The sequence below is a fragment of the Streptomyces sp. R-74717 genome (assembly GCF_047305335.1).
In the GTDB taxonomy this organism is placed as follows: Bacteria; Actinomycetota; Actinomycetes; order Streptomycetales; family Streptomycetaceae; genus Streptomyces; species Streptomyces atratus.
This window is the reverse complement of sequence record NZ_CP102361.1, coordinates 3,217,439-3,230,062: the sequence shown is the minus strand read 5'-3', so window position 1 is coordinate 3,230,062 and position 12,624 is coordinate 3,217,439. Positions and strand designations below refer to the sequence as shown.

Sequence of the window (12,624 nt, the reverse complement as noted above, 5' to 3'; positions counted from 1 at the left end):
TTACCGCCCCGCCCCGACCCGCCCCCAGGCAGGCCCCCCGGCGAGTCAGCCGATGTTGTCGACCGCGGCCTTGGCGCGCGTGATCGTGTGCTGCGCCGTTCCGTCGTTCTTCTCCAGCGTCGTCTTCAACAGCTGGATGATGCTCTTGACCTCCTGCGACGAACGGTTCCACCGCAGTTCCTTGCCGTGGTACTCATCCGCCACACCATCCGCCGCGAAGTCCGCCATCGCGGCCTTCACCTGCGCGTCACGCGCCGCGATCACTTCCTCCAACTGCGCGATCACCACCTGGATATTGCCCTGCGCATCCGCGGACGCACCCGTGTCGTACGAACGACGATCACTCTGACCAGCCATCAGAAACCCAACCCCCGTCTGTCAGCGGCCGCCGAAGCGCGCCGCGTCGAAATTCGCCGCCGACATCTGCTGCCGCGCGTTGTCACCCTGCTCCTGATCACCCGAGCCGAACGCCGACTCCATCCCCGACTGACCACCGAGGAGAGCCGACAACGAACCGTTCAACGCCGCCGTGATCTCGTCCGACCGCCCCTTGAACGAATCGAACGCCACACGCCCCGCACCGTTGAACTTCCCCTCCAACGGCTGCGCGGCCTGCACCAGCTGACGGATCAACGTACCGAGATCAGTACTCGACCCACGCGACTTCGACGACAGCGTCGAAAGAACCTGCGCCCCCATGTCGAACTTCATCCAGTCCCCCTGTCGAGCTGTGCAAACAAATGTGCTGCCATGCCTATCAATTCCACGGTGCGGGAGGCAATCGAGGTCCTCAGGGCTGTGGAGAGGCTGTGACAGAGCCGCCGACGGTCCGGTGCAGGCAATGAGGTGCAACGACGGAGCACTTGACCCGGCCGTGGCGGGCAGACGGTCACTCCGGCACAACCGGCCTCCCGAGGATCTTCAGCCGATCTTCACGTCGTACACACGACTGAAAGTGGCGAGCCGAGGGCCTGGCCCAGCACGCATCCGGCCCTCGCCGCTTGGCGAGGGCCGGTCGTTCGGAGGCTGTTGCACGGCTCAGGCGGTGAACTCACCGCTCTTGGCGGCGGTCACGAACGACGACCAGGCGGCCGACTCGAAGATGAGCGCGGGGCCGTCCGCGTTCTTGCTGTCACGTACGGGCACGACGGCGGGGAAGCCGTCGGCCACCTCGATGCAGTCGCCGCCGTCCGTGTTGCTGTAGCTGGACTTGCGCCAGGCGGCGGAGCTCAGGAAGTCGTCGGAGACCTCGATGCACGCGCCGCCGTCGGAGTTGCTGTAGCTGCTCTTGCGCCACGTCGCGTTGCTCAGGTCGATGGCTCGCACGGCACTTCCTCCAACATCCGCATGATGAACTTCCGTGACTTGACCGGGGGCAGCGCCAGGTCACGCACCGCATCATATCTGCGTTGCACGTGCTCAACCCTGCCTGTTTCCTCGATCAGTTCACCACGCACGTCGTTCTCGGTGTAGGCCACCGTACGACCGTCCGGCAGCCGCAGAAACCACGCTTCGGTGCTCGTCAGGCCGTGCGGACCGGCGCTGAACGGCAGTACGTGGAGTGTGATGTTCGAGCGGTCCGAGGCCTCGGCCAGATACTCCAGCTGCTCCCGCCATGCCTCTGCGTCGCACATCTGCGTGCGCAGCACCGCCTCGGAGAGGATGACGCGGAACGGCGGTGCGTCGTCCCCTTCCAGCAGCCTCCGCCGTCCTATGCGGGCTTCGACCTGCTGGTTCAGCTCTTCGCCTCTGGTGCCGCCTGCCGCGAGCGCCTCGCGTGCGTACCTGCTCGTCTGGAGCAGACCCGGCGGCCTACTCACCGCGTAGTGCCACAGGCTCACCGCCTCGGCCTCCAAGGTCATGTACCGGCGGTACTGCTCGCGGAACTGAGTCGGATCGCCGACCGCCAGTTCCCAAAGCGTGAGCAGCAGGCCGGGCGTTCCGTAGTGCTGGTCGAGCGCCTGCACGACCTCCGGACCGCCGAGGGTCTCCCCGCTCTCCATCTTGCCGAACAGCGACCAGTCCCAGCCGAGCACATCGCCGAGCCTGCGCAGGCTGTGACCGTTCTGCGAGCGGAGTGACCGCAGCTCCTCGGTGAACCGTTGGCGTGGTTGCTGGCTCCGACCTGTGACCACCCGTCTCGGCGGCATGACGTACTCCTCCGTGGAAGGTGTGGAACTACCGTCACACGGCCGGGAAGTAGAGCCCGCCGGTGGTGTCCGTTCCCCGTTCCGGGTCCATTCTCGTAGTGCCCGGAACACGCACAGTAGTCGAAGTCCTCGCACCTCACTCAGGTGTTGGACGAACGGAGCGGAACCCATGACGACGCAGCGGCGAGCGGTCAGGAAGATCAACGAAGCCGAGGAAGCGCGCGACACACTCGGCGCGGCGCTCCGGCGGGCAGGCATCCAGCTTCCCGCGCTGGACGTCCGTCCTGTGTCGCGCACCGACGTATCCGGATACGCCTTGGTGACCCTCGGTGAGTGCTCCGCGCCCGTGGCCCGCGCGCTGGCAGCGGTCATCGAGAAGGGGGCGGCGCGGTGACCCGGCGCGTGTTCCGCTACGTACCGTTCACCATCGAGCAGGACGCGACGGCGGAGCCGGAGTACGAGGTCCGCTGCGTGTCCGGCGACGAAACCGAGTGCGGCGCGCGCTCCGGTGCGTACAGCCATCCGGCGCCGGTCGAGGAGTGGCAGCGCCGGCACACGCAGGAGACCCGGCACCGGCGCTACCACCGGCACTTCCGCGACTACGCGGTCATGCGCCCGACGGCCGAGTCGAGTGAGCCGGGTGAGCCGGCGCGGGCGAGCGGGAGCGCGGTGTGAGCTTCGCTCCGGCCGTCGAACGTCCGTGGCGCGATGCGTGGCCGGTCGTCGCGCGGACGGACGACGGCAACGCGTGGGTGACGGGCGACTGCTGGCTGTACTGCCGCCGCGAGGGCGTGCGCGTGCTGTGGATCGGCTCCGTGAAAACTCCTGGTGCGATGGGTGACCTGTACGCGTGCGGCCCGTGCGTCGCGGAACTCGACCACATGGTGCGCGTCCAGTCGCACGGCAAGGACGCGCCTGCCGGGACGGAGACCAGGAAGAAGGTCAAGGCCAAGAGCAAGACCGGGAGCAGATCCGAGGCGTGCGAACACCGGCAGACCGAGAAGCGCGACGGCAAGACCCACTGCCGCAGCTGCGAACGACAGCTCTACCTGTGACCGGACGCCACCAACCGGACCTTCGCCGACTGCGCCGAAGCCTTCCCCGAGCCGATCACCGGCCCGGGGCGAAACGCCCGCCTGGACATGTGCTCACACGGCAGAGTCCTCAACGAGTCGCACTTTGACGCACGTTGGCCGCAGGACCAGTCATCGGCAGGCGCACTAACGATGTTCGATTCCACCCCGGGATCGGAACCCAGCGCTGCTCAGTCGCCCCTTCACCCCGCCGAGCAGCCGGGCCCGCTGCTCGGGATCGCGTGCGAGCTCCGCTCCGACCAGCGCCATTGCCGCAGCCCCGTCGAGCACCGCCGAGTCGGCGGAGGGCGACGCTCCGTGCTCCGCGAACTCGGCCGTGTGGTGGGCGGCGTCGCCGATCTCGTAGCCGATGGTCGGGTGGATCGCCGGCAGCACCTGCGAAACGTTGCCCATGTCGGTCGACGCGATGTGCTCACCCGCGCGCGACACCGGGGTCCGTCCCAGGGCCCTGAGCGCCCGGACGTACGCGCCGGTCATGAACTCGTCCTGCCGCAGGTCGGCGAACTCTTCCCCGCACGGAGTGATTTCCAGCTTCGTCCCGGTGGCGAGCGCGCCGGCCTCCAGGCAGGCGCGGACCCGGGCCTTCGCCCGGCGCAGCCGGGTCACCGAGTCGGCCCGGATCTCCACCGCCGCTTGCGTATGTGCGGGGATGACGTTGGGCGCCTGCCCGCCCTCGGTGACGATGAAGGAGACGACCAGCCCCGGCTCGAGCTGCTGCCGCAACAGCCCGACTGCGTGGTAGGCCACCGAGATCGCGTCGAGCGCGTTCGCGCCCTCCCACGGCGCGGTCGCGGCGTGGGAGGGCCGGCCGGTGTAGTCCGCGGTCCACTGGGTCATCGCCAGTGAGGAACCGCCGACCTCGTCCTGCCCGCCGGCGTGAACCATCATCGCGGCGGCGACATCGTCGAAGACCCCGGCCCGCAGGAGAATCGCCTTGCCGCCTCCGGCTTCCTCCGCAGGCGTGCCGATGAGCTTGACGCGGATACCCAGCTCGTCGGCGACTGCGGCCAGGGCCAGCGCGCCGCCGGTCGCGGCGGCGCCGTTGACGTTGTGCCCGCACGAGTGTCCGATCCCCGGCAGGGCGTCGTACTCGGCGCAGAAGCCGATCGTCAGGTCGCCGGTCCCGCGCGTGGCGGTGAACGCCGTTTCCAGACCGCCGACGCCCCGCTCGACGGCGAACCCGGCGGCCGCGACGAGGTCGGCGATCTTGGCGCAGGACCGATGCTCCGCGAATGCCGGTTCCGGTTCCCGGTGCAGGCTGTGGCTGAGCTCTACGAGCCCGTCGGACCAGCGGTCGACTGCATGCGCGATCGCGGCCGCGATGTCGGCCGGCACGCCGGCGTGTTCGGTGTTCACCGGGACTCCTCTCGCTTGCGGTAGCACAGGCCCAGGCCCGCGCCGACAACCGCGACACCGGCGCATACGGACCACAGCCAGGTGTACGCGTGCGGGGTCACGCCCGCCGAGGTCTGGTGGGCCGACATGATCGCGCCCACGACGGACGCTCCGATGGCTGCGCCGAACGACAGCGCGAGCTCGTTGATGCCCGCCGCCATGGCGGTGTCCTTCTCCGGGACGCACTCGACGCACAGCGCGCGGGTCGAGGCCTGGTAGCCGCCGAAGCCGAGGCCGAGCAGTGCGATCGCGGCGAGATACTGCGGCGCCGTGTGGTGCCACACCAACAGGATCAGGAACGACGCGGCGATGACGAGGCCGGAGAGCGCGAGCGTGTGGCGCTCGCCGAACTTGCGCAGCAGCGTCGCGGTGGCGAGGGAACTGCCGAGGGCGAAGACGTTGAGCGCGAGGGCGACCAGTGCGATCGCCTGCGGCCCGTAGGCCAGCCCGAACCCGGCCTTGTCGGGCGAGGAGCCCAGGAAGACGGCGTTCGCGCCGAAGAAACCGATGGTGGAGAACGCCAGGCAGAACGTGACCCCCGAGACGATGGCTACGGGTGGATCGACCAGCATCCGCAGGTTGACGAGCGGGGTCGTCGCCCGCGCCTCGACAGCGATCCAGGCGGCCAGGGCGAGCAGCCCCCCGGCCATCGAGCCGACCGTGCGGGCCGAGGTCCAGCCCCAGCTGCCGCCGAGCGAGAGCGAGGCCACCACGCCGACGAGGCCGAGCGTCAGCAGCGCGAATGCTCGCAGCGGCAGGCGCTCGCCGGTGGGCGGAGCCCCTTCCGGGAGCAGCAGGCCCGCGATGACGGCCAGGACCGCGAACGGCACCGCGACCCACAGACCCAGGGCCGCGGAGTGCTCGCTGAGCGTGCCCGAGATGACGCCGCCGACGCCCACCGAGGCGGTCAGCGCGCCGACGAGGAGGCCGACCCCGGAGCGGCGGTGCTCCGGCGCCCGGTGCCTCAGGATGCCGATGAGCAGTGGCATGAAGCCGACGACGGCGGCCTGGAGCACGACGCCGACGGAGATCGTGAGCTGGCTCGGCCAGGCCGCCATCAGCAGGGATCCGACGGTGACGAGCGCGATGGACACCCGCAGGAAGAGGCGGTGGCCGTATGCGTCGCCGAGCTTGGCGAGCAGTGGCGTCCACACGGCGAAGGCGAGCTGGGACAACAGGTAGATCCGGGTCTGTCCCGCGTCGGTGATGTGCAGGGCGCCGCCGAGCGAGGGCAGGAGCGGCGTGAGGTAGCCCTGGGTCACGCCGCTCAGCAGCTCGACGAGGGCCATCGAGCTCAGGAGCACCTTGACGGGAGTGTGCCGCTGTGTGACGGCTTGCTCCCGCTGTGGTGGCTTTGTCCGCATCATTGACCTCGACTTCGACGGCGTTGGGAACCTGGGTACTTGGGCGGCCCGCTCCACACTGTGGGTGACGCGCATCACTCAACTCGTCAACTGGCCCATATTTGACACAGCGGGGCGTCAGACTGCCCGATATGAACACTCGTCCCGGGTCGGAACTCGACATCTCGCTCATCGACGCGCTCCAGCTGAACCCTCGTGCCGACTGGGCCGAGCTCGCCGGGGCGCTGGGCCACTCGCCGAAGACCTTGGCCAGAAAGTGGAGTGCGCTGTCCGAGCGCGGCCTGGCCTGGATCGCGATCGGCCCGGGCCCGGCGTTCGTCCGCCACGGGTGTGCGGCGTTCCTGGTTGTCAGCTGTCGGCCGCATGCCAAGCGCGATGTGGCCGCAGCGCTGATCGCTGAGCCAGCCGTGGTCTCGGTGTCCGCGACGTCGGGCGGGGCGGACTTCCTGGTCGACGCCTTCGCTCCGAGCCTCGACGACCTGGCCCGACTGCTGAGTGAACGGATCGAGACCATCGGCGGGATCGTCTCTGTGACAACGCTGGTCGCGCTGGCGACCTATCGGGAGGGGTCGCGGTGGCGGGTGCAGGCGCTGGACCTGCAGCAGTCCGCCCTGCTGACACGGCCGCAGGCCGGGGTGGCTCGCAGCTCGGGCCCTTCGCTCGACGATCTCGACCGCCTTCTGCTCGAGGCGCTGTCGCGCGACGGGCGGCAGTCCTGGACGGACCTCGCCGACCGGTGCGGAACGACTGGACCCACTGTTAGGCGCCGCGTAGGGAAGATGATCGATTCCGGCCGGATCGCCCTGCGCTGTGAAGGCGCGAACGCCCTTGTCGGGCCGATCGTCCCGACCACGTTCATGATCTCGGTGCCGCCGGACGAGGTGAACCGGGTCGGGGAGGTGCTCGGCAGAATTCCGAAGTGCCGGGTCCTGGAAGCGATCACCGGACCGTCGAACATGCTGCTGACGATGTGGTTCCGCAGTACCGCCGAGATCGCGCCCTTCGAGGCCGCGCTGGTCCGCGAGCTCCCGTCCATCGTCATCGCGGACCGATTCGTCAGTCTCCGGACGTACAAGCGGGGAGGCCACATTCTCGATGCGGAGGGGCGGAGCACCGCGTTGATCCCGCTGACGTCGATCTTTGCCGGGCCGAATTGACCGGGCGGCGGGCGGTGCTACGGGATGCGCCGGTCCGTCCGGGGCGAGGGGACACGCCGGTACCGCGACTCCCGCGTCAGCGCACCGCCCTTGGAGGCAGCCACGTGACCGGCCGGGCCGACTCCGGTGAGCGCGGCGACGACGCGGCTCGGTGGCTCGAACCCGTGTCCTTCGCCGATCACGTCGTTCCCCTCCCGCCGGAGGCGGCGGCGCGGCGCGGGTTCATCGGCCATCTTCGTGTGCGTCGTGGAGAGCGCCCCAGAGCACCGGGGTCGGCCGCACCTTGCCGCCGAGGCCGTCGCTCGTCAACCACCCGTGCACCCGGTCCATTGTTTCGCGCGGCGGGACGGCGAGCTCGTTTCCCGCCACGCGGTCGCCCGGCTTCGCTGTCGCGTCCATGCCGACCTTCGTCACGGTGCCGTCCTGCTGCATGGGCACGTTGCGGTCGCACGGGACGGCCGGCACCAGGACGAGGTCCCGCTCCCAGCGCATCCGGCTGGTGCGGGCCCATTGGACGTGTTCGGCGTCCCAGACGTCGACGTCCGAGTCGACGACGGTGACCTGCTTGATCATGCTCACGGCAGCGAAGCAGCCGAGGATCGCGCGCTTGGCCTGCTTGCGCTGTTCCGGAGGGAGAGCGACGACGACGTCCACGCGCCCACCCCCGGAGAGAGTCACCGCGAGATCGGTGGCCCGACAGCCGAATCCGCGCAGCGCATGCCGCAGGCCGGCGGCGATCGGCAGCGCACCGAGGAAGGAATGCTCGGCGGCGAGGCCCGGGAGGATCACCTGGACCGAGGCGTCGGCCCGCCTGGTCACTGCGGTGACCTCGAGGGTGCATCCGTCGCCGTAGTCCTCGTACATGCCGTGGTATTCGCTCACCAGGCCCTCGTGGACCGGTCGGTCGACCCGCAGCACACCCTCGATGACCACCTCCGCGTCGGCGGGCACGAGCACGTCGCTCGTCGTGGCCCTGACGACCCGGACGGGCTCGCCGAGCAGATGACCCGCGTGCTCCAGTTCGTCGTCCCCGAGGCCGAGATAGAAGCACGCCGCCAGCTGGATGGCGGGGTGGCTGCCCAGCGTGACCGCGACGGGCAGGCCGCGACCCGCGGTCGCCGCCGAGCGCGCGAGGGCGCTGAGGTGGTGGTTGGGGGCGATCCCGACGAACCCTGTCGTCTCTTCCAGCGGCTTGATCCGGGCGTAGGAGGCGTTGCGGTGACCGGTGACCGGGTCGTGGGCGACGATCATTCCCGCGGTGATGTACCCGCCCGAGTCCTTCTCGAAAAATGTGGGCGTGACGACCTCGCGCCAGACGTCTGCCGCGGGGAAGCGGCGCTCCTGGCACGGGGCGACCGTGACCTCCTCGGTCGGCTGCCGGGAAGCGATGGCCGCGGACAGTGCGTCCAGAATGCCGGACTTCGGCACCCCCAACGCTGCCGCGATCCGTTCGCGATCGGTCAGCACATTGCCGACGACGGGCAGCGCCGAACCCCTGACGTCGGTGAACCGCACCGCGGGGCCCCGATCCAACAACGCGAGCACACCGCCGAGTTCGAACCGTGGGTCCACCGGCCGGTCGATGTCGACGAGCTCCCCGCGGCGCGCAAGGGCCTCGACGAGGCCGCGCATCGACTGATCGTCCCCACGGCCCGCGCCGGCCCCGACCTCGGCGTCCGGGCCTGTCGAATCTTCTTCCATGTCCGCGTCCTTCGAAACTCGTCCACACCGTACGCAACCCGGTCGATCCGGTCCGACCGGTTGCCGATTGTCGGTCCCGACGACGGAGTGGTCCACATGATTCCCGATCTACGGGAATCATGTTTTCGCGCCGCCGGCAGGGTGCCACCTTTGCCTGCCATGGAAGCAACTCACGGCCGGCCGGACGCCGACCTCATCATCACCGGAGTGGTGCCACTCGGAGAGGGCGCCTTCCAGCGCGGGTGGGTCGCCGTCACCGACGGCCTGATCACCGGCGTCGGTCCCGGCCGACCGCCGGTCCCGGGCACGCGGCGGATCGATGCCGGCGACTCCTTCGTCCTGCCGGGTGCGGTGGACGCCCATGTGCACTCCTACTCGCATTCCGGGGAAGGGCTGCGGGCCTCCACGTCGGCGGCGGCCGCCGGCGGAGTGACCACGATCGTCGAAATGCCCTTCGACGCGACCGGCCCGATCCACAGCACCGAGCGCCTCGACGCCAAGCTGGCGAAAGTCGCGGAGGAGGCGGTCGTCGACGTCGCGCTGCTCGGCACCCTCGCTCCAGGAGGGGGATGGCGGCGCGCCGAGGAACTGGTCGGCGCGGGGGTGGTCGGATTCAAGGTGTCGCTGTTCGACACCGACCCGTTCCGGTTCCCGCGCATCTGCGACGCCGAGCTGCTGAGTGTGATGAAGGCGGTCGGTGAGGCCGACTCCGTGCTGTGCGTGCACGCCGAGAACAACGAGATCATCCAGGCGCTGCTGGCCGACGAACGTCATCGCGCCGCGTCGGACCCCCGCGTGCACGGCAGGACCCGGCCGCCGGTGTCGGAGACGCTCGGCGTGCTCACCGCCATGGAGATCGCCGCGCACCAGGGCAACGCGCTGCACCTGTGCCATCTGTCGCTGGGCCGCTCGGCCGACCTGGTGCGCTGGTATCGGGAGCAGGAGGTCGACATCACCTTCGAAACCTGCCCGCACTACCTGGTCTTCACCGAGGACGACATGGTCGAGCAGCGTGGCCGGTTGAAGATCAACCCACCGCTGCGGGACGAGGCGAGCCGGGAGGCAATGTGGCGGGCGGTCAGTACCGGTCTGGCCGCGGTCATCTCCTCCGATCACGCTCCCTGGCCGCTGGAGTTCAAGGACCATCAGCGAATCCTGGACAACCATTCCGGAGCCCCCGGCACCGAGACGCTGGTGGCCACCACACTCGGTGCGTGCCTGCGCCGCTACGGGGCCGGCCCGGAGTTCTCCCGGGTCGTGGCCGCGCTCACCAGCAACCCGGCCGAGCGATACGGCATCGGACATCGCAAGGGCCGGCTCGCGCCCGGATACGACGCCGATATTCTCGTCCTCACCCCGACCGAGGACTGGCGGATCGACGGCTCGGCCCAGCAGTCCAACGCTGGGTGGAGCCCCTATGACACGTATGTCCCCGGCGCTCAGGTCGCACTGACGCTCAGCCGCGGCACGGTCGTCTGGGACGCCGACAAGGGACTCACCGGCTCCCCGGGCCGCGGGCTGCAGGTGCGTCGGAGGTGACCATGGCGATCGAGCGGCCGTCGGCCGGCGAGCTGTCGTCCCTGGCCCGCGGAATGCGGATTCTCGAGTTCATCCAGGACCGGGGGCAGGCGCAGGTGGCCGAGGTGGTCGAAGCACTCGCCATCCCGACGTCATCGGCGTACCGCTACATCCGGCTGCTGAAGAGCGCGGGGTTCCTCGCAGAGGTCAACGGCGCACTGCTGCCGACGGATCGGCTCACGGACCGCTCGGTCGACCGGAGCGAGCACCTGGTGGACATCGCCCGTCCGGTGCTCACACGGCTCCTCCGCCGCAGCGGGCTCGACGTCGCGCTCACCGTGCGCGTGCACACCGCGGCGTTGTGCCTCGACACCCGGCGCGGCGGATCCGGTGGCGTGGCGCTGCATCCCGGCGAGGTCCTCGCGCTGTACTCGGGGGCCAGCGCGACCCCGCTGCTGGCGACCGCCCCCGAGGCGGTGCGCCGGCAGGTCCTGCAGGGCAGGCTGCAGCGGTTCACCGCCGCCACCCCGGACGCCGCCGCTCTGCGGGAGGAGCTCGCCGGTATCCGCCGACGCGGTTACCACGTGACGCACGGCTGGCTGACCCCGGGGATGAGCGCGCTCGGGGTACCGGTGATCGTCGCCGGTTCGTGCCTGTGCACGGTGTCCCTGGTGGGCCGGCATGCCGAACTCGCCGACGTGACCGGGCCGCTGGCGCTGCTGCGCACCGCAGTCGACGAGATCGGCGCCGGCCTTCCGCACGCGGTGTCCCGCGCCTGGCTGTCGCCGGACGCAGAGGGCTCGCGCGGCGAAATCTGAATTTTCCTCAGGCCGGGGCAACCACAGGTGCCCCGGAATGCACGTTGATGGCAAGGAGACTCGATGCGTGAAAATACTGCCGTAGCCGCCCGCTGTGGTGCGCTCGGCGACGGCCGGAAGCAGGGCGCGTGATCAGCGACCCGGAGCTCATCACACCGAATGTCGAGCGAATGTCCGAACGGTTCGCCGCCCTCGCCGAGTTCCACGACTCGACGGTGCCGGGGTGGAGCCGGGAGGTGTTCTCCGAGCCGTACCGCGCCTCCCGCGACTGGGTACGACGGCAGATGGCCGATGCCGGGCTCGCCCCGGTGACCGACGCGGCCGGGAACATCGTCGGCAGGCTGCCAGGACGCCGTGGCGGGGGGCCCGCCCTGGTCACCGGGTCGCATACCGACACGGTGAGTCAGGGCGGGCGCTTCGACGGGATCGTGGGCGTGCTTGCGGGGATCGAGGTCGCGCAACGGCTCCGGGAGACCGGCACCCGGCTGGAGCACGACCTGACGGTCGTGGACTTCCTGGGAGAGGAAGCCAACGACTTCGGTATCTCCTGCATCGGTTCCCGGGCTGTCACCGGGGTGCTGCGGGCCGAGCACCTCGACCGCGTCGACGGAACCGGAACCCGGCTGGGGGACGCTGTCACCGGTTTCGGACTGGACCCACAGCGGATGCTGCGGCAGGCCTGGCGCCCGGCTGATGTGCACGCCTACGTCGAGTTGCACATCGAGCAGGGGCCGCTGCTGGAACGATCGGGCACGAGCGTCGGCGTGGTGACCGCGATCGCCGGGATCGACCGGCTGCTGCTGCGCTTCGCCGGCCAGTCCGGACATGCGGGCACCACCGCGATGGACGAACGGCACGACGCGCTGGTCTCCGCGGCTGCGGCCGTGCTCACTGTCGAGCGGGTCGGTTGCGGGGCGCCGGTGCACGGCGTGGCAACCCCGGGCTGCATCGAGTCGAGCCCCGGCTCGATGGGGGTGATCACCGATCAGGCCCGGCTGTGGGCGGAACTGCGCAGCGTGGACGGCTCCTGGCTTCGCGGTGCGCGCAAGCAGATCGTCGATGAGGTGGTGGCGGAGGCCCGGCGCCGCGGCGTGCAGGTGGATGTCGACCACCTCACCGATCAGGACCCGGTACCCACCGCGGAGCCGGTGCAGGACGTGATCGGCCGGTCCGCGGACGCACTCGGCCTCTCCTGGCAGGCGGTGCCCTCCGGTGCGGGACACGATGCCGCGCACCTGGCCCGGCTCGCGCCGATGGGCATGATCTTCGTCCCCTCGGTGAACGGGCGCAGCCACTGCCCCGAGGAGTTCACCGCGATCACCGACATCGAGCAGGGGGTGCACGTACTCGCGAGCACCCTGATGTCGCTGGATCGCATGTCATTGGACCGGCACGCCGTCGTGCGCGGTGTGTAGGAGGCGGAACCG

15 protein-coding genes are annotated in these 12,624 nt (G+C 70.0%); 7 read left to right on the top strand and 8 right to left on the bottom strand.

Translation table 11 applies throughout. From position 1 onward, the window contains the following. Positions 1–45: 45 nt before the first annotated feature. The 4 genes from NRF20_RS14480 to NRF20_RS14465 form a co-directional block, all read right to left on the bottom strand. Positions 46–357: a pore-forming ESAT-6 family protein gene (locus tag NRF20_RS14480; RefSeq protein ID WP_398630410.1), complete on the bottom strand. Its 312-nt coding sequence runs from the start codon at positions 355–357 to the stop codon at positions 46–48. A gap of 21 nt (positions 358–378) precedes the next feature. After that, a complete protein-coding gene (locus tag NRF20_RS14475) occupies positions 379–711 on the bottom strand; it encodes a hypothetical protein (RefSeq protein ID WP_398630409.1) in 333 nt (110 codons plus the stop codon). A 327-nt stretch (positions 712–1,038) separates the two neighbouring features. Beyond that, complete coding sequence (locus NRF20_RS14470) at positions 1,039–1,326, bottom strand: DUF397 domain-containing protein (RefSeq protein ID WP_413752681.1); 288 nt, start codon at positions 1,324–1,326, stop codon at positions 1,039–1,041. Beyond that, positions 1,308–2,150, bottom strand: coding sequence for a helix-turn-helix domain-containing protein (locus NRF20_RS14465; RefSeq protein WP_413752680.1), 843 nt, complete (start codon positions 2,148–2,150; stop codon positions 1,308–1,310). Before NRF20_RS14465 ends, NRF20_RS14470 begins: the two co-directional genes overlap by 19 nt. A 169-nt stretch (positions 2,151–2,319) precedes the next feature. Between NRF20_RS14465 and NRF20_RS14460 the strand changes: the two genes are divergently transcribed. From NRF20_RS14460 to NRF20_RS14450, 3 genes are read left to right on the top strand one after another with little or no spacing between them, the layout of a single operon-like run. Continuing rightward, on the top strand, positions 2,320–2,544 hold the full coding sequence (locus tag NRF20_RS14460) for a hypothetical protein (protein ID WP_413752679.1): 225 nt from the start codon (positions 2,320–2,322) through the stop codon (positions 2,542–2,544). Further along, complete coding sequence (locus NRF20_RS14455; RefSeq protein WP_413752678.1) at positions 2,541–2,825, top strand: hypothetical protein; 285 nt, start codon at positions 2,541–2,543, stop codon at positions 2,823–2,825. The genes NRF20_RS14460 and NRF20_RS14455 overlap by 4 nt, the downstream gene beginning before the upstream one ends. Next, positions 2,822–3,205, top strand: a complete 384-nt coding sequence (locus tag NRF20_RS14450) for a hypothetical protein (RefSeq protein ID WP_413752677.1) — start codon at positions 2,822–2,824, stop codon at positions 3,203–3,205. The genes NRF20_RS14455 and NRF20_RS14450 overlap by 4 nt, the downstream gene beginning before the upstream one ends. A 165-nt stretch (positions 3,206–3,370) precedes the next feature. Here NRF20_RS14450 and NRF20_RS14445 read toward each other — a convergent pair whose 3' ends face one another. After that, on the bottom strand, positions 3,371–4,600 hold the full coding sequence (locus NRF20_RS14445) for an amidohydrolase (RefSeq protein WP_413752676.1): 1,230 nt from the start codon (positions 4,598–4,600) through the stop codon (positions 3,371–3,373). Further along, the gene (locus NRF20_RS14440) at positions 4,597–5,928 is read right to left on the bottom strand and encodes an MFS transporter (protein ID WP_413752675.1); all 1,332 of its coding nucleotides are present in this window, start codon (positions 5,926–5,928) and stop codon (positions 4,597–4,599) included. Before NRF20_RS14440 ends, NRF20_RS14445 begins: the two co-directional genes overlap by 4 nt. A 206-nt stretch (positions 5,929–6,134) precedes the next feature. On the opposite strand from NRF20_RS14440, the gene NRF20_RS14435 reads away from it, so the two are divergent. After that, entirely contained in the window at positions 6,135–7,160 is a 1,026-nt protein-coding gene (locus tag NRF20_RS14435; protein ID WP_413752674.1) for an Lrp/AsnC family transcriptional regulator, read from the top strand. A 17-nt stretch (positions 7,161–7,177) separates the two neighbouring features. On the opposite strand, the gene NRF20_RS14430 is transcribed toward NRF20_RS14435, so the two are convergent. Together NRF20_RS14430 and NRF20_RS14425 are read right to left on the bottom strand one after the other, a co-directional pair. Then, positions 7,178–7,393: a hypothetical protein gene (locus NRF20_RS14430; protein WP_413752673.1), complete on the bottom strand. Its 216-nt coding sequence runs from the start codon at positions 7,391–7,393 to the stop codon at positions 7,178–7,180. After that, positions 7,383–8,861: a UbiD family decarboxylase domain-containing protein gene (locus NRF20_RS14425; protein ID WP_413752672.1), complete on the bottom strand. Its 1,479-nt coding sequence runs from the start codon at positions 8,859–8,861 to the stop codon at positions 7,383–7,385. The genes NRF20_RS14430 and NRF20_RS14425 overlap by 11 nt, the downstream gene beginning before the upstream one ends. 159 nt (positions 8,862–9,020) lie before the next feature. Here NRF20_RS14425 and NRF20_RS14420 point away from each other — a divergent pair, with 159 nt between their 5' ends. From NRF20_RS14420 to NRF20_RS14410, 3 genes are all read left to right on the top strand, one after another. Beyond that, a complete protein-coding gene (locus NRF20_RS14420) occupies positions 9,021–10,400 on the top strand; it encodes a dihydroorotase (RefSeq protein ID WP_413752671.1) in 1,380 nt (459 codons plus the stop codon). A gap of 2 nt (positions 10,401–10,402) precedes the next feature. Then, positions 10,403–11,197 (top strand): IclR family transcriptional regulator, encoded by a 795-nt coding sequence (locus NRF20_RS14415; protein WP_398630397.1) that lies wholly within the window; start codon positions 10,403–10,405, stop codon positions 11,195–11,197. Positions 11,198–11,325: 128 nt separating this feature from the next. Continuing rightward, positions 11,326–12,612 carry a M20 family metallo-hydrolase gene (locus tag NRF20_RS14410; RefSeq protein WP_398630396.1) on the top strand — a complete coding sequence of 429 codons (1,287 nt, stop codon included), beginning with the start codon at positions 11,326–11,328 and terminating at the stop codon, positions 12,610–12,612. Positions 12,613–12,624: the final 12 nt, after the last annotated feature.

Bases quoted from the DNA above. Each gene is read 5' to 3' on its own strand.
- NRF20_RS14480 (WP_398630410.1), bottom strand. From the start codon at position 357: ATGGCTGGTCAGAGTGATCGTCGTTCGTACGACACGGGTGCGTCCGCG.
- NRF20_RS14475 (WP_398630409.1), bottom strand. From the start codon at position 711: ATGAAGTTCGACATGGGGGCGCAGGTTCTTTCGACGCTGTCGTCGAAG.
- NRF20_RS14465 (WP_413752680.1), bottom strand. From the start codon at position 2,150: ATGCCGCCGAGACGGGTGGTCACAGGTCGGAGCCAGCAACCACGCCAA.
- NRF20_RS14460 (WP_413752679.1), top strand. From the start codon at position 2,320: ATGACGACGCAGCGGCGAGCGGTCAGGAAGATCAACGAAGCCGAGGAA.
- NRF20_RS14440 (WP_413752675.1), bottom strand. From the start codon at position 5,928: ATGGCCCTCGTCGAGCTGCTGAGCGGCGTGACCCAGGGCTACCTCACG.
- NRF20_RS14435 (WP_413752674.1), top strand. From the start codon at position 6,135: ATGAACACTCGTCCCGGGTCGGAACTCGACATCTCGCTCATCGACGCG.
- NRF20_RS14430 (WP_413752673.1), bottom strand. From the start codon at position 7,393: ATGGCCGATGAACCCGCGCCGCGCCGCCGCCTCCGGCGGGAGGGGAAC.
- NRF20_RS14425 (WP_413752672.1), bottom strand. From the start codon at position 8,861: ATGGAAGAAGATTCGACAGGCCCGGACGCCGAGGTCGGGGCCGGCGCG.
- NRF20_RS14420 (WP_413752671.1), top strand. From the start codon at position 9,021: ATGGAAGCAACTCACGGCCGGCCGGACGCCGACCTCATCATCACCGGA.
- NRF20_RS14415 (WP_398630397.1), top strand. From the start codon at position 10,403: ATGGCGATCGAGCGGCCGTCGGCCGGCGAGCTGTCGTCCCTGGCCCGC.